Origin of the sequence: Psychrobacillus sp. NPDC058041, from assembly GCF_042885655.1 — a bacterium.
Taxonomy (GTDB): domain Bacteria; phylum Bacillota; class Bacilli; order Bacillales_A; family Planococcaceae; genus Psychrobacillus.
The window spans coordinates 365,930-386,936 of record NZ_JBHVRO010000002.1 but is presented as its reverse complement, the minus strand read 5'-3'; the positions used below and the strand labels follow the sequence as shown (position 1 = coordinate 386,936).

The window sequence follows — 21,007 nt, the reverse complement described above, 5'->3', positions numbered from 1 at the left end:
AAATTGAAAAAAGCAATAACAATAGGCTTACTTTTTGTTTCTATTTTACTTACAGGATGTAATGCGAACAAATTAAGCAGTGCTGAATTCACTAACACTACACCAGCTGTAATTAAAATAGACAACTTAACCTATCAAATGACCGATGAAGTTTTATCTACTAACGAAGTGGAAGAACAAATAGGTAAAATTACTCGAATTCACGAAATTGTCTCCTATTCGGAAGACCAAAACCCATATAAAAATACGAGTAAAATATTCAAAATAAAGAATATAAATGTAGAAGAGGCAATAGCAATTCAAGTTAATAACAGTCTATTTAAAGCAAATATAAACTAAAAACAGTTTTAATACTTGAATGGATGCTAATTTCGAGTAGAAAAGGGGACTTTTAAATGGAACAAACAATTTTTCAACATATGGAAACAGTACGAGGAATAACGGAGCAATCTATCCTAAAGACATCAGAAGAGATTGCGGATATAGTACCCAAAGGTTTTAATAACAGTATTCGATGGAATTATGGCCACATTGCATATATTCAGGAATACCTGGTTTATGGAGTATTAGATCAAAAGATAAATCTCCCAGTAGAATATAGAGAATTTTTTAGAGCGGGAACTAAGCCAACTGATTGGAAAGAAACACCTCCATCATTAGCCGACATTTATTCCGTTTTATCTGAACAAAAAATAAGAATTCAACAATCCCTTCAAGGAAATTTACATAAAAAACTACCAAAGCCATTTACGAATCATTTTGGCATCACATTTCACACACTTGGAGAAACATTTCTCTTTAGTTTTTACCATGAAGCACTCCATCTGGAAACGATTAATAGAATATATCAATCTGTGGTGGCGAAATAAAATGAGTTTCTTATAACATAATAAATAGTAAAGAGATCAAACGTATGCATACTTTTGGTCTCTTTTATATTCAAATTTTCCTAATTAAAGAAGGATTTAACAATCTTGAAGAAGAATATTATGTGAGTAGGTACTTGAATGAAAAGGAAGTAGTAAAAGACAAACACGAAGAGGGGACCGATAAAAGAAATGAAGAAAACTTTTAGAAAGAAATTAAAAGCATTTATACCATATTTTTTCGTTATAATAGCCTTCTGCTGTTTGTCGTACCTCCTTGTATACCAAGCTTCTTTTTTACCAAATGGTTATGAGATTATGTCTGGACAAAAAAATGAGTTAACCATTACATCTTTTAGTTTAATAGGAAAAGAAAAAACGATTCAAACAATAGAATTCTCGAAACAAGACGAATGGAAATTGGAAGAGATTGAGGGTGCAGTAAAGAGGCAGAAGGACGCTTTACTGCTACTTTATACAGCACTTGGCGTATCCTTTACTCTAATTATTATGCGTGTACGAACTGGAATGCACGTTAGGAAGGCAATCTCCCAAAGTAACCTTATCTTTGCGATATTAATTCCGCTCGTTCCATTAGTAAGTGCGTGGCATAGAATTCAAAGCTTAATTGTTTGATAAACGAGGAGAGCGTCCAATCAGTGATACATAAAATCAAAAAAGAAGGTTTTCCAAAAGCAATGCGTTCCTACAGTGTGAAAATGAGCGAGGAATTTAAAGTAACAAATGGAGGGGAAATAAATTGAAAAGAATACTCACATTCTTATTTCCACTATTTCTTTTAACAGCTTGTACGGATATCACGCATAACGATTATAAATTTACCGGAGAAAGTGAACATTGGAAAGCGGAATATTCCTATAAGGGAACAGAAGCACGGGGAGTAGATAACGGCATCGGGACCTATTCAAATGAGGATAGTTATAAATTTACATTAACATATAAAGGATCTTTAGAAGAGTTATCTTCCATGCGAAAATTGGAATATTCCTATAGTACACTTCACAGTAATGGAAAAAGAACAGAGGAATTCATTGAACCCACTACAACGATAATATTTTCTTCTTCAGGGGGTTCAAAAAACGGGGCGAAAGTAAATGAAGATGAAGTGATACTAGTAAAAGTAAAATGGGATGATGTGGAAGAATCGATTTTACTGGACAATAAAAAGTTGACTACTAAATAAATCTGTTTAATTCGCATGTCAAGTTCTAACACAATTCTAAATTCAATTAGAACCTAGTACTTAAAATTCAATTATAAATGTACCTCCTTCCTTGTTGATGAAGGAAGTTGGATAGCGAGTTCACTTTCGTAGTTGAACTCGTTTTTTATTGAGCAAAAATAAAATGAACGATTTATCATTTCGAACTGTCTAATAGATAGCGAGGGGGGTGGAAGTATGGATTTGGAAAAACGAGCAATTGCTGGTGAAGAACAGGCGTTACTGGAGCTATTGAAGCGACATGAAGATACGCTCTATAGGACAGCGTATTCGTACTTGAAAAATGAGCATGATGCTATAGAAGCGGTACAAGAGCTGACGTATCGAGTTTTAAAAAAAGTTCATAGCGTCAAAGAGCCCGCATACATAGCAACATGGCTTGTTCGAATTATCATTAATATTTGTTTAGATGTGAAAAAGAAGCAAGAGAAATTTATCTATACTCATGATGTGGAAATTGCATCGACAGATCAGCAACCATTCGAAATGGCAGATATCATTGAAAGTTTGCCAGCAGAACAACAAGAACTGATTTATTTAAAATACTTCCAGGATATGAAGAACGCAGACATTGCACAGTTGAAGCAAATTCCTGAAGGTACTGTGAAATCGAGGTTACACACGACGTTAAAAAGATTACGCCTACTCATTGGAAAGGAGGGACTGTAAATGACAAACTTGAACGAGCAGGATTGGCAGAAGCTAAAGGAGGAACTAGAAGCTATTGAAATCCCTAAAGAAGCGTTACATCATGCACGTACAAAGGCTGTGCATCAGCACCGGCTGCACAAGAGGAGAAAACGCCGTCTGTATTCAGTTGCCAGTGTAGCTGCTATCTTACTGTTGTTATTTGTAACTTCCATTCGTGTATCTCCTGTATTTGCACAAGCTATGGCCAAAATCCCTGGGTTTGTTTCAATCGTGCACATGATTGCTACTTATGATAAAGGAATCAGTGACATTGTTGAAAATAATTACTATGAGGAACTCGGAATTATAGTAAAGCAGGGCGACTATACCTTGACTTTACAGGGAGTGGTGGCTGATTATTCGGGTATGACTATATTCTATAAGCTTGAATCCCCCTTTGATCATTCCAAATGGAGTATAACTTCTTTAGAGGTGTCTCAACAAGGCATTCCATTTGGTGTCGTAGATTCCTACATGGCACGTCCAGGTGAAGGGAATGTAATTGAAGACAATGTTGAAATTAGGTCTGCCGATGATTTATCTTATGAGAATATGACATTTGAATTTAATTTACACTTGAGTGATGCAACAGAAACAGAGACAAAGTTCTCTGTGCCATTCACACTCACCAACCCTATTGAACAACCAAAAGTATATGAATTGAACCAAGACGTTGTAGTAGATGGTCAAACAATTGATATTAAACATTTGAAAATATCGCCGTTACGTGCAGAAATCCGACTAGCTGCTGACGAACAAAACACGATGCAATTACTAAAATTTATATCAGTCCGGTTGATGGATGAGAATGGCGAAGATTGGGCTCAACCAAGAAATATCTCAGGGGGCATCCACAATTTGTCTGACGGTGAAGTGAGCCTGTTTTTACAAAGCAATTACTTCCGACAGCCGAAAAAATTAACGTTAGTGTTGGAGAGGATTCAAGCAGTTCCAAAAGGCTCCGACTATATCGAGGTAGATTTCGAGCAAAAGAAAGTGCTGTATGTACCGAGTGAACTGGATATTGAAGTTCAAGTACCATCACGCAATAGATTGGAAGTCACTTATCCATCTGGCGGTTGGCAACTATTTTCTGGAATGGTGGATCAAGAAGGAAATGATTTTACTCGTAATTTAATCGAAACGAACTTAACTCATTTTAGCAGAGAAGAACCTTATATCACACAAGCCTTTATATTTAATCCTAATAATGGAGTGAATCCAATTCGTTTCAATATTAATAGCTATCCGATGTATTTGGAGGGCAAGGTGGAAATTGATATTCCACTTAATTAATAGGCTTTAACCTTAAAAAATTGTAATTAAAACATACAATCAACGCCACCGTCGTGAGCAAGTAAGTCCTCATAGCGGTGGCGTTGATTATTGATCAATGGGAAAGAGAAGGTAGATTAATTGAAGTAGTGAGGAAAAATAGTAAAGCAAAACTGTATGGGGTAGAACATCCATCAAATAATCGAAAGTGAAACCTATATTCTATAGTTCCCTCGCTAACTTCAAGCAATTGAAAGTATTCCTTACATGCAACACGTGCAACATTATTAATTTATTATTTTCTTTAGGATAATACTTGAACTTATTAGTTACTTGTTCATTAACAAGAGTTATATAAGTTAGCTATTCAATCGTTATTTAGGGTAGTAGGAAAACCCAGGATATTTGACGACTGGATATTTCACTTTGTGTAGCGCATCCAATAATTCTGGTCCAACATGCAAATTAGTTCTATTCAGATCGCTAGGGGTAAGCGCCATCCATTGGTTTAAAGACACATCAACAAATCGATCGCTTTTGAACATTTCTAAAAACCATAAAGTTTGATCCCCTGTATTCTGAATATAGTGTCCGTTTGCAAATGGGACATATCCAACATCTCCAGCTCGATAATCAAATGTACGGGCGGTACCATTACCAGCAAATACTGTCATACGTCCTTGCCCTGAAAGATAATATTGCCACTCATCGTTATTCGGATGCCAATGTAGTTCTCTCATGGCGCCAGGTTCAATCTCAACAAGCGCTGCTGCGATATTTTTAGATATTGGGAAATTAGAAGAGTCTACGATTCGAACGCTTCCACCAGGGGTTTTAATTGGTTTTTGTGCAAGCAACTGATGCTTAAAACTGTGGGGAATGGTTCCGTAAGGGGACTGAACCTCCTCAGTTTCGAGCGAACCAGGAACCTTATCTTGATAGATATAGACCTGCTTTGAAGGAATGTGGTCAAAAGCACTAATTGGTACTCCAAAATTGGCAGACAGCACATCTTTGGGAGCATGTGCAAACAAATCAGAAATGGATAAGGTGTTCAGATCGGAAAAAGAACCGTCATCGAAGACTAGCAGGAATTCGCAGTGTTCCAATCCTTGAATGGAATGTGGAAGTCCAGGAGGAAAATACCATAGATCGCCTGGACCTACGTCGGCAATAAAGTTCCGTCCCTCTGCGTCGATTGCCGTGATTCGTGCCCGACCTAATATCATATAGGACCATTCCGCTTGTTGATGCCAATGCAGTTCCCGAACTCCACCGGGTGTCAGACTCATATTTACACCTGCAAGTGTGGTCGCTATAGGAAGCTCCCTAACGGTGATTTCCCTTGACCATCCTCCTATATTTAATTTCATGGCAGTATCTGAGAACGAAAATTTCATATTAGGGAGCAAGCCAGCATCCGTTTTTGGTGGAACAAGCAAATCAGGGTTTTCAAGATCCCGCATAATATCCCGAGGGCCGGTATCATAACCTCCAGTACCGTCATTGCGTATAGGCTGTGGCACATTTTCGTACATACCATAATTTTGTTCCGGGTTTTCCATTTCATAAGCTCCTCTCATTGGAAGTCATTCATTGCATAATCTGATATATGATGCCTCACCTACGTAAATCACCAAACAAAGGCTTTTTATTCAGATAAGGTATTTTGTATAAATGAGCTTTTTCGACAAATATATGATTAAAACATATGAAAAATGAAGTTGAAAAATCTGGTATGGTAAAATTACTAATAATGAGGAATAGAAACTGTTGGAAAGTTAGTGGGATGATAGAAAGAATAACTGGAGGTAATAAAGAATGAAATTTAACTCATATCTAATTCAATTAGCAATAATTATTATTATAATATTTGGTGGAATTTTTACTCTTCGATATTTTAGAACAGGCGAACTTTTGCTAGACCAAATTATAGGATTTGTCTTAGGTGTAGTTCTACTACTAGCAGCAATAGTTTGGAGAAAAAACAACAAATAATCTAATTACTAAAAATTGCGGCAATTTTAGCGTTGTCAAATACTTTTCAAAAAATATAAACCGTCCTAAGCCACCAAGCTTAGGACAGTTTACTATGTAACTTGCTGATCGCATTTGAAGCGATACATTTTATTACAATGATTGATTAGTGTTGATGCACTAGTCGCTCTTTTTAATATTATCATTTTCTATCAAAGAAGAATTTTTCAATAAGAACCCCTTTAGCAGAACTTACTTTTTAATTCCTTTTATTCAGCCAATTCTTTTGATATATCTTCTCTGAATGAATACAAGCATCACCTTATCGAAAATAGTAGCTATCATAATTCCTACTGCATATCGAATCAGATCCACCGTAAGAAATCCTTTGCCTAAAACCAATGCTCCGAGCAAAGTACCACGAATTTGATTGATCCACTCTGCTTGATAAAGCTGACTGAATTCAATGCCAAAGCTGAACGAGAAACTAAGCCAGATGGCTGTCACCAAGCTTTTACGAATAAGAATGAAACGAAACCCAAAATAGACCATCATGGCCCACATCACATCACCAGCATTCAGAGCAACAAATAAAAGAAGAGAATGGCTGTATTTTCTGGAGGATAGTCCTAATAAAATGGTGATAACAACCGCAATTATATAAACTATCCTCATCTTACGGTAACACTGTTTGCTATGTTCCTTTTTAGTAGTCATTTTAATCACTCTTTGACATGTATTGGCACTCATTAATTTTGAATATACAAGTAGTGAATGACAGAAGCAAGCAATATTTGTTATCAATCACTTATTGTGTGTTGATGGCACCATGACATTAAGATTACTAATATATGAAAGTGTCCAACTATAAAAGAAAGCTCCTTGCATCTCGCAAAGAGCTTTTCTAAATTATGTTTAGAATTAATTTAATCATTGTCACTATATATGTTTATACATTAGATTAGCTATGTTTTGTTTGAAAATGAATCATGAAATCGCTAAGTGCTCGGCAAGCTTCTAATGGGACTGCGTTATAAGTAGATGCTCGGCAACCGCCAACAGAGCGATGTCCATCTAATCCAACAAAACCAGCTTCTTTTGCTTCTGATAAAAATTGTTTTTCTAAAGCTTCATCAGATAGGCGGAATGTGATATTCATGAGTGAACGGCTTTCCGGAGTTGCATGTCCTGTGTAAAAACCATTGCTATTATCAATAGCATCATAAATCACTTTTGCTTTTACCTCATTGTTTTTGGCAATTGCTTCTAGTCCACCTTTTTCCTCAACCCAATTGAGTACTTCTCCCAGCATATAAATACCAAAAGTAGGGGGAGTGTTATATAGGGAATTGCTATCAGCATGTGTACTGTATTTTAAAATAGTTGGTATTTCCGTGTTTGCTTTTTCAAGTAAATCTTTTCGAACAATAACAACTGTCACACCAGATGGTCCAAGGTTTTTCTGCGCACCAGCATAGATCATGCCAAATTTACTTATATCAACTGGCTTCGACATAATATCACTTGACATATCCGCTATTAAAGGAACATTTCCAGTGTCAGGGAAAACAGACCACTGCGTTCCATAAATCGTATTATTTGAAGTTAAATGAACATATGCATCATCTGAATTAAATTGGAAATCTACTAATGCAGGAATGTTGGAGTATTTGTTTTCTTTTGAACTTGCTACTTCATAAGGTTTTCCAAATAATTCTGCTTCTTTATAAGCTTTCTCTGACCAAGATCCCGTCATAATGTATCCTGCTTGTTGATCGATTGTTAAGAAATTCATAGGAATCATAGAAAATTGGAGGCTTGCACCGCCTTGTAGAAAAAGAACCTCATATTCATCAGGAATAGAAAATAATTTTCTCATTTGAGTAATGGCTCCGTTATGTATATCTTCAAATTTAGCACTACGGTGAGACATCTCCATGATGGACATACCTGTCCCGTGGAAATTAATCAATTCTTTTTGTGCTTTTTCTAGAACTTCTAGTGGAAGAGCAGAAGGGCCCGCGTTAAAATTAAAAGTTCGTTTTTTTGAAAGATCCATGATAAACACTCCTGTCGAATATGAATGATTTTATTTATTCATTATATACACTTTTGTTTGCTAAACAATGAAACTAGCGAAATTTTTTTAAAAAAGTGAATAAATTGTTAACGAAATTAACTGACAATATAAAACTGAGTGCGATACCTTAATACTTTATTACGGATACACTTTCTATGCCTAATATGTTTAGGGGCAGATAACTATGATTTAGGGGCTTATAGCGATACTTTACAAGCTTATAAACTCTGAGTAGGTGAGGATAACTAAATTTTGTGCTCAACATTGCTATTTAGGGGTAGATAACTACGATTTAGGGGCTCATAGCGATACTTTAGGGGGTTGTGACATTTCTAGCGTTAAACGTCACTTTATGGGCTTATAGACTTCAAAATTGCTTTGGATGAAGCTCGAACCTAGCAGTGTGGAACGTTAAATAATATTTCAAAATCCGAATTATTTTGTTTTCTTATCTTTCCCAATGTTCGAACATTTGCTAAACTAGTAAAGTCTTAATATATAAACTTGGGGGAAATAAAGTGAAAGTATTTTTAGATTTGGGTTGGTTTTTTAAAGAGAGGAAAAAGCAGTATCTAGTTGGGATTCTCATGCTTATGTTTGTAGCATTTCTCCAGCTAATTCCACCGAAAATAATCGGTTTTATTGTAGATGAAATAAGTAAAGGTACATTGACTACAACTTTTTTAGTTAAATGGCTTGGTATTTTAGCGCTTGCAGCTATTGGGATGTACATTCTACGCTATTATTGGCGTATTATGATATTTGGTTCAGCTATCTTTTTGGCTAGAAAACTTAGAGAGAGACTGTTTCATCATTTTACGAAAATGGCTCCATCGTTTTATCAGAAAAAACGTGTTGGAGATTTAATGGCTCATGCAACGAATGACTTGTCCGCCGTTCAACAAACAGCAGGTGCTGGTGTTTTAACACTGGTCGATTCTATTACAACAGGTGGATTTGTTATAGCAGCTATGGCAATTACGATTAACTGGAAACTTACGTTAATAGCACTTATTCCACTTCCTTTAATGGCGATATTAACGAGTTATTATGGTAAGCTACTGCATCAACGTTTTCGTTATGCACAAGAAGCATTTTCTGATTTGAATGATAAAGCACAAGAGAGTATTTCTGGTGTAAAGGTTATTAAAACATTTGGACAGGAAAAAGAAGATACGGAGGACTTCGTTCAATTATCACAAGAAGTCGTGGGAAAAAATATCCATGTAGCAAAAGTTGATTCGTTATTCGATCCAACGATATCGCTTATTGTTGGCATGTGCTTCTTCCTATCTATTGTATTTGGAACTCGTTTTATTCTAGCGAATGAAATGTCCATTGGAGATTTATTCGCTTTTACATCTTATTTAGGTCTACTTGTATGGCCAATGCTTGCTTTTGGTTGGTTATTCAATATTGTGGAACGTGGTCGTGCTTCATATGACCGAATTAAGGATTTATTAGATGAAAAAGTAGAAATTGACGATATAGAAAATGCGTTAGATCAAAAGCCAGAAGGGGATGTACATTTTAATATAGAGGAATTTAAATTCCCTGAAGATGACCGAGTGGCGCTGCATAACGTTCACTTCACGTTAAAACGCGGAGAAACATTAGGAGTAGTCGGAAAAACCGGTTCAGGAAAGACTGCAATTTTAAAATTATTGATGAGAGAATTTGAGGGGTATGAGGGGCAAATTATTTACGGAGACCATACCATCGACGAATACAAAAAACGTCGTTTACGAGAAGCAATTGGTTATGTACCTCAAGATCACTTTTTGTTTTCGACTACCGTTGCAGGTAATATTGCCTTCGCAAATGCGAGTGCAACGATGGAGCAAGTACACGAAGCAGCAAAACTCGCATACATCCATGACGATATATTACAATTTACGGATGGCTACAACACCATTGTAGGGGAACGAGGTGTGTCACTTTCAGGTGGACAAAAGCAACGCATTTCGATTGCGCGTGCATTAATGATGGAGCCTGAATTACTAATCTTGGATGATTCCCTATCAGCGGTTGATGCCCGAACAGAAGAAGCAATACTAGAAGCATTAAAAACAAAACGGACGGATGAAACTACAATCATTACCTCACATCGTCTGAGTGCGATTCAACATGCACATCAAATTATTGTCATGAGTGAAGGAACCATTATTGAAAAAGGATCACATGAACAACTAATGGATATAAAGGGAGTATATTTTGAAATGTATCAGTTGCAACAACTAGAGTCATTAGTTGAAAAGGGAGGTGAGGAGTAATGAATGAAAAGCAGCCACAGCTTTCAGGAAAAGATCAGTGGAACATACTAAAGAGATTATTAACATTCTTAAAACCACATAAAAAAGTAATTGGTATTGCATTATTTTTACTTGTATTAACAGTGACAGGAGATATACTTGGACCGTATTTAATTAAAACATTTATGGATAACTATTTAACACCTAAAAGTTTTCCAACTGGACCACTTGTAGGATTGGCTTTGGGTTATGTTTTTATCCAAGTTGGAAATGTCATCGTAAGTTATTTTCAATTATTAAAATTCCAAGAGATTGCACTGAAAATCATTCAACAAATGCGAATTGATGTGTTCACTAAAGTGCACAGCCTAGGTATGCGTTATTTTGACAAAACTCCGGCAGGAAGTATAGTGTCACGTGTAACGAATGATACAGAAGCGATTAAAGATATGTTCGTTAGTGTATTAGTAGGATTTGTACAGAGTGGTTTTTTAATAATTGGTGTGTACATTGCTATGTTTATATTGAATGTAAAATTGGCACTGTTCGCAACGGTTTTATTGCCAATAATGTTTATAATTATCAAAACGTATCGAAAGTATAGTTCCGTTGTTTATCAAGATTTACGTGAAAGACTGAGCCAACTAAATGCTAAGCTTGCAGAATCGCTACAAGGAATGACGATGATTCAAGCTTTTAGACAAGAAGACCGTTTACAAGACGAGTTTAATGAGATTAACGACTCTCATTGGAATGCAGGGAAACGAAATATCAAGCTGGATAGCATACTGCTTCGCCCCGCAATCGATTTAGTTTACGCTTTAGCGATTATCATGGTACTAAGTTATTTTGGAATTACTTCGATGAATAACATTGTAGAAGTAGGGGTTATATACGCATTCGTAACTTATATAGACCGTTTTTTTGAGCCTATTAATCAAGTGATGCAACGTCTATCTATTTTCCAACAAGCAATTGTTGCAGCTTCACGAGTGTTCAAGCTATTGGATGAAGAAGATTTAGCGCCAGTACAAAAAAATAGCGTAGAAGCAAAAATTGAACAAGGAAAAATTGAGTTTCAAAATGTGACGTTTTCGTATGATGGAAAAACAGATGTATTGAAAAATATTTCATTCACAGCAGAACCAGGTCAAACCGTTGCTTTAGTTGGACATACAGGCAGCGGAAAAAGTTCTATTATTAACTTACTTATGCGTTTCTATGAATTTGAACAAGGAAATATTAAAATTGATGGCCACTCTGTCAAAGACTTTCAAACAGAGGAAATTCGCGAAAAAGTAGGGTTAGTACTTCAAGATCCATTTTTATTTTATGGTGATATCGAAAGCAACATACGATTACATGCCAAAGATATGACGGATGAAGACGTCAAGGCAGCAGCAGAGTTTGTCCAGGCTAATAACTTTATTGAAAAACTACCGTTTTCTTATAAACAAAAAGTAACCGAAAGAGGATCTACTTTCTCGAGTGGTCAAAGACAACTTGTTGCATTTGCACGAACAATCGCAACAAATCCGAAAATATTAGTATTAGATGAAGCTACAGCAAATATTGACACTGAAACAGAAGTTGCAATACAAAGTAGCTTAGAGAAAATGCGTAAGGGTCGGACAACCATTGCAATCGCCCATCGGTTAAGTACTATACAGGATGCCGAGTTAATATTAGTTCTCCATCATGGAGAGATAGTTGAAAGAGGTACACATCAACAACTATTGAATGAAAAAGGTTTATATCATAAAATGTACTTACTTCAAAACGGAGTTGTTGATGAAATCGCTTAAAAGAGTCAAAAAGCTGTCACAAGCTTTAGTAGAGTAAAAGTGTGAAAAATTTGATACGATAGGGACAGTAAATCGGAAAGGAAGACTGCCGTGAGTACCGATATAAATTTATTATTGGCATTTGGAGCGGGATTTTTAAGTTTTATCTCGCCTTGTACTTTACCATTGTATCCTGCATTTTTATCCTATATTACAGGAATGTCTTTAGAAGAAATAAAAACAGATAAGAAACAAATGCAAAAAAGAGGGATGCTTCATACATTATTCTTCTTATTAGGGTTTTCTATCATATTTGTTGCAATAGGATTCGCAACTTCATTTGTAGGAACATTTTTCATTCAATATGATGATCTTCTTCGTCAAGTCGGAGCAATTTTTATTGTAATTTTTGGTTTAATCATCGTAGGAATCTTTAATCCAGCGTTCTTAATGAAAGAGAAGCGTCTCCAGTTTAAAAATCGTCCAGCTGGATATTTGGGAACAATTTTAATCGGAATGGCGTTTGCTGCTGGGTGGACACCATGTACTGGACCTATTTTAGCGGCAGTAATAGTCATGGCTGGTTCGAATCCTGATGCAGGAATGTTGTATATGCTTGCTTATGTATTTGGATTTGCTATTCCATTTTTCGTATTATCGTTCTTTGTCACGCGACTTAACTGGATACGTAAAAATAGTAATCTAATAGTGAAAATTGGCGGTTATATTATGATTGCACTTGGAATCCTATTATTTTTTGATGGTTTAACTTTCATTATTCGTATTCTAAGTCCAATTTTTGGCGAATTTCAAGGATTTTAAAGAGAGGGAGGCATGATGATGCCAACAGTGTTAGTTGTTGACGATGCAGTCTTCATGCGCGCAACTATAAAAAGAATGCTAGAAAATCATCAATTTGAAATAATTGGTGAGGCCGCAAATGGGAAAGAGGCAATTGAAAAGTATCGTGAATTAGTACCAGATGTGGTAACAATGGATATTACTATGCCAGGGATGACTGGCATTGAGGCAGTGAAAGCAATTATATCTGAATTTCCAGAAGCTATAATTGTCATGGTTACTGCTCTAGGACAACAAAAACTCATTGTAGAAGCAATTGAAAACGGGGCAAAAGATTTTATCACGAAACCTTTTAATCCAGAACAAATTATACAAGTTTTGCAAAATGTAACTAATTGGAATGAAATTTGATGCCCAAGTTTTCTTGTGATAAACTACTTAAAAATATGTGTAAACCATTAAAAGTTTCAAATGATATGGGGAATTCTAATGTTTGAAAAGATTCAGCCTAATTTTATGATTATTGTTACTTCCATCATGGCTATTGGTATGGGAATACTTGTAACAACGATACGAGCAAGATCGTCGAAAAAGCCTGCTAACGTCAAAAAGATATTATTACCACCATTATTTATGTCTTCCGGTGCACTTATGTTTGTATTTCCATACTTTCGTGTAACAGGTTCGGAAATATTAGAAGCAATTGCAGTTGGTATGTTATTCTCAACGGTTCTAATTTGGACATCCAGATTTGAACGAAGAGATGGAGAAATCTATTTAAAACAATCAAAGGCTTTTATTTTCATAATAATTGGATTGTTAATTGTACGTATAGTAGGAAAGGTAATATTAAGTTCAACGATTGATGTAGGACAGCTTAGCGGAATGTTTTGGATATTAGCTTTTGGTATGATTGTACCGTGGCGTATGGCGATGTTTTTACGCTATAAAAAACTTCAAAAAGCAGCAGCAAACGAATAAATAAAAAAAGCGAGTACCCTTTTAGAATGGGTACTCGCTTTTATTGTTATGCTTTTTTTCTATTCTCTGATTCTTCAAAGAACATGTTATATGGGGTAACGTCTATCTCCATTTCAGCAAGTTTTTTTCTAAGGAACTTATGATCCCGCTTTGGAGTAGCTATTATATAACCTCGAATTAGTAATTCACGAGTAATAGAAGTTGCTTTTTCTTCTAGTGCTAGCTGACCAATTTTACCAGCAATTTTCTGTTTAGCAACAGGTCTAAAAAGGTCTGGAACAGGGCTCACTAATTCATTTAAAAGCGCTTTTTGATCATCATTCCAAAGATGAATGGTGCTGTCCACGTAATACTCTTCCCAATCTAAATCCGATTTCCCATCATTTTTTGGAAGTGCTTTTAGGAACTTACGGAACATGAAAAATCCTCCGATGGCCATTAAGCCTACCAAAACTACTACCCAAAATAGAATAAACCATAAAAACCAACCAGTTAAAGCCAATCTATCACCTCATTTTTCTATCTTAAGTATAAGATGTTCTTATAAAAATTTCACTCTCTTTGTATCCTTTCTTTAAGAAAGTTTCTATTTACTAGTTGAAAGGGGGTGATACAAATGGCAAATCTAGAATATAAGCAAGCAGTATTAAAGTTGGTATTTGAAGGTGGTTTGACCCATGACGGTAAGATGAAATTTAAATCAAAATCTTATCGTAACATTAGAGCAAGTGCAACAGCGAATGGCTTGGAAACAGTCGCTACTACACTTGCAAACTTCTCGAACAGCCCGTATATAGGTGCTGAAAAGTTGGAAACATCGATTATAATCTAATTTAAATTAAACAAAAAAAGGGGGAAATGAAATGGCAAAATCATTACAACTTAACTTTGAAACTGCAAATGGAAAAAGTTTGATGGTTACGGTAGATGATCCAAAAGAGTCGCTAACAAGTACTGAAATCGATGACGGAATGAAAGCAATTATTGCAAGTAATGTATTCCATGTTGAGGGGACACCGTTATCGATAGTAAAAAGTGCAAGAGTAGTAGAACGCAACGTTACAAATATTATTTAATTAATTTAGACTCTCCAGTAGTGGAGGGTCTTTTTTAAAAAGGAAGTGAATAATATGGAACAGTGGCTGTCGTTGATTCAAGATGTTGGCTTTCCTATATTTGTGTCATTTTACTTAATGCACCGAGTAGAAAGCAAACTAGAAGAAATCAAACATGTCCTGTTATCTTTAAAATAAGCTTTCTATTCACAAAACTGTTGAAATAGATGAGACAATGTAGTTGAATGAACAAAATTCTTTCGATAAGATAAAGCTATGAATAGAAAAGAGAGGTCTCATAGATGAAAAAACTATTAGCTATTATTTCCATCTCATTGCTAGTACTTGCAGGTTGTGGCAGTAGTGGTAACTTTGAAGCTCAAACAAATTGGAAAGTCCAAGATTTCAATGATGTGAACCAGCATAATAAAAAGGTTTCATTAGAGGATTTGAAAGGAACTGTCTGGTTAGCTACATTTATCTTTACCAGCTGTACATCAGTTTGTCCCCCAATGACCTTTAATATGAGCGAAATTCAACAAATGCTTCAAGATAAAGGGATAGAGGATTATAAAATTGTAGCCTTTAGTGTAGATCCAGAAGTAGATACACCTCAGAAGCTCCAAGAATATTTAGCAAACTATGACGTAGCAGATGAAAGTAAGTGGGAACTATTAACTGGTTATAAACAAGATGAAATTGCAAGCTTTGCTGAAAAATCATTTAAAACATTAGTAAAAGATGATCCAAATTCAAATCAAGTAATTCATGGTACCTCCTTTTATCTAGTAGACCAAAATGGGATAGTAGTAAAAAACTATAGTGGAGTATCAGACGTTCCAAAAGAAGAAATTGTTATGGATGTCGAATCGTTAATTAAAGATGGGAAATAATAGAGAAACTTATCTTTGAGATAGGTCTTGCAGACTGTAAACAAACTCGATTAAAATAGAGTTTGTTTACAGTCTTTTTTCTTTAGAAATAGAAAGTAAGAAAATTGCACTTAAAAACTCAATTGCTTACACTGGACAAACCATCCTGCCTCCTCATTCGTTTTGCTCGAAGGCACTGATAGATTTAGTCCGTCATGGTGAGATTTCTGAGGGAATAACGAGACAGACGATACCCATCACGAAGCGAAGTGAGAGTCAAGACCTATCGTAAATGAACGCTAGAGTGAGCTAATTCCCAAGAACACATCTTTTCTGCATTGAGCTTAAATAGAGGCTATTATTTCGTATATTTTCTTGAAAATGAAAAATCATTAAAGAGTCATAACATTTTCAGACTATTGTTTAAACTGATTTTGTGCTATTGTTTTCCTAGAACATAGATGGGTGGTGTACCAAAATTTGTTTAAAAGAACATACCGAAAAATATCTTTTCGAATAGTACTCATATATGCAGTTACAGGTATATTATGGATATCACTCTCAGATAAATTATATTTTCACTATTTTCCAAATGGAAATACTGTACTAAAGGGTTTTATATACATATCCTTCAGTGTATTTTTACTTTTATTTTTAATGAAACAATCATGGAAAACACAACAAGACCTATTAGTAAAAGAATATGAAGACGATTTAACAGGGCTACAGAATAGAGGTTCATTGCAAACCGTTTTATCTAATTTAATCCACAATAAAGAAATATTTTATTTATTATTCGTGGATTTCGATCGATTTAAAATGATTAATGATTTATATGGGCATGATTGTGGAGACATCGTATTAGTTGAAATTTCCAATAGATTAATTAGTAATGAATTTGTCGATACTTCCGATACAGTTGCACGTTGGGGAGCTGATGAATTCATCCTAATTTTAAAAAATAGAACTTATGAAGATATTGAAATAATCGTCAAAAACCTTTTAATTGAATTAGCAACTCCAATTCATATAAATGGTAAAGAAATCATGAGTTCATTAAGTATTGGATCTGTCCAATGTCCAATTGATTCAATTAACCCGAGAGAATTGTTGAGATTTGCAGAACTTGCAGTTGACGAAGCAAAAAAAAATGGTGGATTAAAGCATGTTAAATACCGTAAGGAATTATCCGAGTTATCAAATAAGGAATTATTTTTAGAAAAGGGTTTACACAATGCATTAGATAAGAATGAATTGTTTTTAAACTTTCAACCGCAAATATCTTCAGAAACGCATGAAATCATCGGGGTAGAGGCACTTCTTCGATGGAAACATGAAGGTCAATATATATCTCCAGGAGAATTTATTCCCATTGCGGAGAAAAGTGGGCATATTGTAAAAATTGGTGACTATGTATTACGCGAAACGTGTAAAGTTATTCCTGTTATTGAAAAAGAGGTTGGCAAAGAGCTAATCTTTAGTATCAATGTTTCCGCTCGTCAATTTTATCAAAAAGATTATATTGTCCGCACAAAGAAAATATTAGAAGAAACGAACATTCAGCCTAGTAAAATTGTATTGGAAATTACGGAATCCATTATAATGGAGTACACAGACTTTGTTATAAAGTCCTTGCAAGATTTAAAAGATTTTGGGTTTCAAATCGCAATAGATGATTTTGGTACTGGATACTCTTCTTTTAAATACTTAGAATTATTACCTGTATCGATTATTAAAATAGACCAAAGTTTTACCCAAGCTATACATAAAGTAAGAACAAAGGCAATTGTTCAATCCATTATTTCTCTTGCTCATAATTTAAATATGAAAATATTAGCAGAGGGTGTAGAAGATCTTTTTCAAGTTGCAAACTTAAATGAATTACAATGTCATTATCTTCAAGGTTATTTTTTCAGCAAACCACTATCACAAGAGCAACTGCTAATAGAATATAAAAAGTAATTAATGGAATAGGTGAAGTAACAAATGAAACAAAAGAAGAACAGTTCATATAAGACAAAATTATGGATAATTATATTACTTCTCCCATTTACGGTTACAATTTATATTGTAGCAATCATTGGATGGCAAGAGCTGAAGAAAATACCAGCTGTTCAAGAGTGGGCAGAATCTATACAGCAAGTACCTAACATGAAGAAATTGGATGTTCCAAGTGAATACATTCCTATATATAAAAAAGCTGCTGAAAAATACGGGGTTCCATGGACTCTTCTTGCTGCACATCATCGAGTTGAAACAAAGTTCTCAACTATGGATCCGCTAATTTCTCCATTTGGTGCTGAGGGTCATATGCAGTTTATGCCTTGTACATTTGTAGGGTGGTCCCATCCAAGTTGCAGTGGTTTAGGTAAAGGTAATATACCAGAGGAAGATAAAATAAATCCTAAAATTATTGCAGAATATGGTGGGTATGGAGTAGATGCAAATGGGGACGGTAAGGCAGATCCATTCGATATGGAGGATGCCATATTTAGTGCTGCAAATTATTTAGCGGCAAGTGGTGCCGCGGATGGCATGCTCGAAAAAGCTATTTTTAATTATAACCATAGTGAGAAGTATGTGAAGGATGTTCTTCATTTTTATAATTTGTATGAAAGTCAGTTAGAGGAGATCCAAGCAGCTTCTATAAAAAAGTCAACTAAAGAGGTTGGGCTCTAATATGACCCAACCTCTTTAGTAAGAATACAGAATATTTATTTTATTAAGTATCAGTTTTACCAAAGCACTTGTGCTTTTCTCCGTTATTTTCGCATAGATTTTAGGATTAGGCTTAAAATAGCTACTAAAATTATAGAACCAATTAAAGCAGGGATAATTGCCATGCCCCAAATAATTGGACCCATTGTTGGGAATATTAATCCACCAATCCAAGCCCCGATAATACCAGCAATAATATTACCAATAATTCCTCCTGGAATATCTTTACCTAAAATTAATCCTGCTAACCATCCTATAATACCACCGATAATTAAATATAGAATAAATCCCATTTATTCCATCTCCTTTAAAATGATTTATATGGTAATACTCTTTATATAACCATAAAGAGGAAATGCTAAACATAATGAAATTATTTTTTTAACATTAGCACCCAAGCATCTTTTCATTAAAGCTTGCCATAGCATCCTCATGAACAACAATTGAAATCCGGAAAGCAATATGGAGTACAAATATATCTGTTCAGACACCTATTATATGAATATCGTCTATATTCCGTTCTCTTTACGTTTTATCCATTTATATAATTCATCCCTCATTACTTTAAGCTTTCCAAATAATTCAGGTCCTAGCGAATTACAAATATTATGAAGAGGGAACGGTTTCATTTCAGGATGAAACCGATGGTTCTGTTCATTAAAATAATGGCAAAAACTACTAAATGGTTAATAGCAATTAGTTCAATCGTTATTTGAACAATTGCAGCCTCTAATTCTTGACATGGCTTTCCACAATTAAATTCTCCATTTCAGAAACAAAATCATTTTTATTATCCCTTTTTTTAAACGAAACAGCTCTCTTACTTTATCTTTTATAATGAATAAATCAAAAAATATAATGCGAGAAAAAACGAAAAGAATTTTCGAAACATTTTGCATTTTGTATTTAAAAGTATTATAATTGAAAAAAAGGGAGTGGAGAATATGGACATTCAAAAAACAAGAAAGTTAAATAGACAAGGATTATGGTTTGTCATTCTTCATACAATATTTATTATAAACTTGGCTGCCGATATGTTTTCCATACACTAAAAAGGAAAATATATATGTATGACTTAAAATCTTCAATGTCTAAGACTTAATACAATTGGAGTTTTTAGAAACACTTGCTGAGTTATTGGGATTATAATCACATATTTTTATTCCTAATTAATTCAAACAAATATATAGTAAACGATAAAAGTATTATGTAAACAAATAAATATAAAGAAACCGAACTTTTGAAAATTAGTTCGGTTTCTTTTGTTTTTATTTTACACTTCCACTTATAAAAACATCGTCATTATAATACATATTTTTTACTAATATGTTTGGTCCTAAGCATTTTACAGCCGGGCAATGACAGTTAAGTGATTTTGATAGAGGTGAAGCTAACCACTTGTCAAAGATAGTAGGTAGTGTATCAGTTCTAATATTTCCTAGTTGAGGAGCATCACCGAAGTCGGTTACAATCACTTCCCCAGTAAAAATATTAACATTTAATCTTGATCTTCCGTCTGGATCATTCCTTACAGATACGTTATTACTGTTTTTTAATCGATTAAGCATTTGAATGCTTCTTTCATTTTGACTACAAGGATAAAAAGGTAATGTTCCGAAAAGCATCCAAACATTTTCATCTCGAAAGTTTAAAATACTTTCAATTGCATCCTGTGTTTCTTCTAAAGTAAGGGAAGTTAACGCACTAGCAAAATCTGAAGGATACATGGGGTGTATTTCATGGCGTGCGCATTTCATTTCTTCAACAACTTGCTTATGGATATGCTCTAAATATGGGAGCGTTTTTTTGTTTAACATTGTTTCTGCGGAAACCATTACACCAGCTTCAGAAAGCATACGGCTATTTTCTATCATTTGTTGAAAAAGACTAGCACGCTGCTCATACGTTGGTTTTCTTTCCATCATTGCAAAACCAGTCTCCACGAATTCATCAACTGTTCCCCAGTTATGTGATATATGTAGTACATCTAAATATGGTGCAATTAATAAATATCTTTCTGGTGCAAGCGTCAGATTAGAGTTAATTTGTGTTCGAACACCACGATTATGGGCATATTTCAATAGAGGAAGAACGTACTCGTTTACAGATTTTTTAGAGAGCATTGGTTCTCCACCTGTAATACTAATTGTTTTTAAGTGTGGAATTTCTTCTAATCGTTGTATTACTAAATCAATTGAAAGTGCTTCAGGGTCCTTAGTTTGTAAAGTATACCCAACCGCACAGTGAGCACAACGCATATTACATAGCGTTGTAGTAGTAAATTCAATATTGGATAATGTAAGCCTATTGTGTTGTTCTATATCTCTATAAGCTTCCCAAGGATCATTTAATGGCGTTAATGGCGAATTCGTTTTTATAGCAATCATAACTAACTTCCTTTCTAATGGATTAT

General features: G+C 34.7%; 25 protein-coding genes. 19 read left to right on the top strand and 6 right to left on the bottom strand.

All coding sequences use genetic code 11. The features are described 5' to 3' along the window. Positions 1–3 precede the first annotated feature (3 nt). From ACFVR1_RS04420 to ACFVR1_RS04390, 7 genes are all read left to right on the top strand, one after another. Positions 4–339 carry a hypothetical protein gene (locus ACFVR1_RS04420; protein ID WP_387580852.1) on the top strand — a complete coding sequence of 112 codons (336 nt, stop codon included), beginning with the start codon at positions 4–6 and terminating at the stop codon, positions 337–339. Positions 340–395: 56 nt separating this feature from the next. Further along, positions 396–869, top strand: coding sequence for a DinB family protein (locus tag ACFVR1_RS04415; protein ID WP_387580850.1), 474 nt, complete (start codon positions 396–398; stop codon positions 867–869). A 44-nt stretch (positions 870–913) separates the two neighbouring features. Continuing rightward, complete coding sequence (locus ACFVR1_RS04410; protein WP_387580847.1) at positions 914–1,075, top strand: hypothetical protein; 162 nt, start codon at positions 914–916, stop codon at positions 1,073–1,075. Next, positions 1,059–1,502, top strand: a complete 444-nt coding sequence (locus tag ACFVR1_RS04405) for a hypothetical protein (RefSeq protein ID WP_387580845.1) — start codon at positions 1,059–1,061, stop codon at positions 1,500–1,502. The genes ACFVR1_RS04410 and ACFVR1_RS04405 overlap by 17 nt, the downstream gene beginning before the upstream one ends. A gap of 124 nt (positions 1,503–1,626) precedes the next feature. Continuing rightward, the gene (locus ACFVR1_RS04400; RefSeq protein WP_387580842.1) at positions 1,627–2,070 is read left to right on the top strand and encodes a hypothetical protein; all 444 of its coding nucleotides are present in this window, start codon (positions 1,627–1,629) and stop codon (positions 2,068–2,070) included. A gap of 216 nt (positions 2,071–2,286) precedes the next feature. Beyond that, positions 2,287–2,778, top strand: coding sequence for a sigma-70 family RNA polymerase sigma factor (locus tag ACFVR1_RS04395; RefSeq protein ID WP_387580839.1), 492 nt, complete (start codon positions 2,287–2,289; stop codon positions 2,776–2,778). Then, positions 2,779–4,095, top strand: coding sequence for a DUF4179 domain-containing protein (locus ACFVR1_RS04390; protein WP_387580837.1), 1,317 nt, complete (start codon positions 2,779–2,781; stop codon positions 4,093–4,095). A gap of 353 nt (positions 4,096–4,448) precedes the next feature. On the opposite strand, the gene ACFVR1_RS04385 is transcribed toward ACFVR1_RS04390, so the two are convergent. Beyond that, positions 4,449–5,639, bottom strand: a complete 1,191-nt coding sequence (locus ACFVR1_RS04385) for an oxalate decarboxylase family bicupin (protein WP_387580834.1) — start codon at positions 5,637–5,639, stop codon at positions 4,449–4,451. 256 nt (positions 5,640–5,895) lie between these two features. Here ACFVR1_RS04385 and ACFVR1_RS04380 point away from each other — a divergent pair, with 256 nt between their 5' ends. Beyond that, the gene (locus ACFVR1_RS04380; protein ID WP_387580831.1) at positions 5,896–6,072 is read left to right on the top strand and encodes a hypothetical protein; all 177 of its coding nucleotides are present in this window, start codon (positions 5,896–5,898) and stop codon (positions 6,070–6,072) included. A 252-nt stretch (positions 6,073–6,324) separates the two neighbouring features. On the opposite strand, the gene ACFVR1_RS04375 is transcribed toward ACFVR1_RS04380, so the two are convergent. Beyond that, the gene (locus tag ACFVR1_RS04375) at positions 6,325–6,768 is read right to left on the bottom strand and encodes a ribosomal maturation YjgA family protein (RefSeq protein ID WP_387580828.1); all 444 of its coding nucleotides are present in this window, start codon (positions 6,766–6,768) and stop codon (positions 6,325–6,327) included. Positions 6,769–7,012: 244 nt separating this feature from the next. Continuing rightward, on the bottom strand, positions 7,013–8,110 hold the full coding sequence (gene serC / locus ACFVR1_RS04370; protein ID WP_387580825.1) for a 3-phosphoserine/phosphohydroxythreonine transaminase: 1,098 nt from the start codon (positions 8,108–8,110) through the stop codon (positions 7,013–7,015). A gap of 539 nt (positions 8,111–8,649) precedes the next feature. Between serC and ACFVR1_RS04365 the strand changes: the two genes are divergently transcribed. The 5 genes from ACFVR1_RS04365 (at position 8,650) to ACFVR1_RS04345 (ending at position 13,949) form a co-directional block, all read left to right on the top strand. Continuing rightward, positions 8,650–10,404 carry an ABC transporter transmembrane domain-containing protein gene (locus tag ACFVR1_RS04365; RefSeq protein WP_387580822.1) on the top strand — a complete coding sequence of 585 codons (1,755 nt, stop codon included), beginning with the start codon at positions 8,650–8,652 and terminating at the stop codon, positions 10,402–10,404. Continuing rightward, entirely contained in the window at positions 10,404–12,188 is a 1,785-nt protein-coding gene (locus ACFVR1_RS04360; protein WP_387580819.1) for an ABC transporter ATP-binding protein, read from the top strand. The genes ACFVR1_RS04365 and ACFVR1_RS04360 overlap by 1 nt, the downstream gene beginning before the upstream one ends. Positions 12,189–12,278: 90 nt before the next feature. Next, the gene (locus ACFVR1_RS04355) at positions 12,279–12,989 is read left to right on the top strand and encodes a cytochrome c biogenesis CcdA family protein (protein WP_387580817.1); all 711 of its coding nucleotides are present in this window, start codon (positions 12,279–12,281) and stop codon (positions 12,987–12,989) included. Positions 12,990–13,007: 18 nt separating this feature from the next. After that, entirely contained in the window at positions 13,008–13,379 is a 372-nt protein-coding gene (locus tag ACFVR1_RS04350; RefSeq protein WP_387580815.1) for a response regulator, read from the top strand. Positions 13,380–13,457: 78 nt separating this feature from the next. Further along, positions 13,458–13,949: a CcdC family protein gene (locus tag ACFVR1_RS04345; protein ID WP_387580812.1), complete on the top strand. Its 492-nt coding sequence runs from the start codon at positions 13,458–13,460 to the stop codon at positions 13,947–13,949. A 46-nt stretch (positions 13,950–13,995) separates the two neighbouring features. On the opposite strand, the gene ACFVR1_RS04340 is transcribed toward ACFVR1_RS04345, so the two are convergent. Then, positions 13,996–14,451 (bottom strand): DUF2621 domain-containing protein, encoded by a 456-nt coding sequence (locus ACFVR1_RS04340; protein WP_387580809.1) that lies wholly within the window; start codon positions 14,449–14,451, stop codon positions 13,996–13,998. A gap of 114 nt (positions 14,452–14,565) precedes the next feature. On the opposite strand from ACFVR1_RS04340, the gene ACFVR1_RS04335 reads away from it, so the two are divergent. From ACFVR1_RS04335 to ACFVR1_RS04310, 6 genes are all read left to right on the top strand, one after another. Next, a complete protein-coding gene (locus ACFVR1_RS04335; protein ID WP_387580807.1) occupies positions 14,566–14,781 on the top strand; it encodes a DUF1659 domain-containing protein in 216 nt (71 codons plus the stop codon). Between the two features lie 31 nt (positions 14,782–14,812). Further along, positions 14,813–15,025: a DUF2922 domain-containing protein gene (locus tag ACFVR1_RS04330; RefSeq protein WP_387580805.1), complete on the top strand. Its 213-nt coding sequence runs from the start codon at positions 14,813–14,815 to the stop codon at positions 15,023–15,025. Between the two features lie 54 nt (positions 15,026–15,079). Further along, entirely contained in the window at positions 15,080–15,202 is a 123-nt protein-coding gene (locus tag ACFVR1_RS04325; protein ID WP_387580802.1) for a YvrJ family protein, read from the top strand. A 104-nt stretch (positions 15,203–15,306) separates the two neighbouring features. Further along, positions 15,307–15,897 (top strand): SCO family protein, encoded by a 591-nt coding sequence (locus tag ACFVR1_RS04320; protein ID WP_387580800.1) that lies wholly within the window; start codon positions 15,307–15,309, stop codon positions 15,895–15,897. Between the two features lie 459 nt (positions 15,898–16,356). Then, entirely contained in the window at positions 16,357–17,838 is a 1,482-nt protein-coding gene (locus ACFVR1_RS04315) for a putative bifunctional diguanylate cyclase/phosphodiesterase (protein WP_387580797.1), read from the top strand. A gap of 24 nt (positions 17,839–17,862) precedes the next feature. Further along, positions 17,863–18,555: a lytic transglycosylase domain-containing protein gene (locus ACFVR1_RS04310; RefSeq protein WP_387580795.1), complete on the top strand. Its 693-nt coding sequence runs from the start codon at positions 17,863–17,865 to the stop codon at positions 18,553–18,555. Between the two features lie 83 nt (positions 18,556–18,638). Here the strand turns inward: ACFVR1_RS04310 and ACFVR1_RS04305 are convergent, their stop codons facing one another. Continuing rightward, complete coding sequence (locus ACFVR1_RS04305; RefSeq protein ID WP_387580792.1) at positions 18,639–18,887, bottom strand: GlsB/YeaQ/YmgE family stress response membrane protein; 249 nt, start codon at positions 18,885–18,887, stop codon at positions 18,639–18,641. 975 nt (positions 18,888–19,862) lie between these two features. Further along, complete coding sequence (gene yfkAB, locus ACFVR1_RS04300; RefSeq protein WP_387580790.1) at positions 19,863–20,981, bottom strand: radical SAM/CxCxxxxC motif protein YfkAB; 1,119 nt, start codon at positions 20,979–20,981, stop codon at positions 19,863–19,865. Positions 20,982–21,007: the final 26 nt, after the last annotated feature.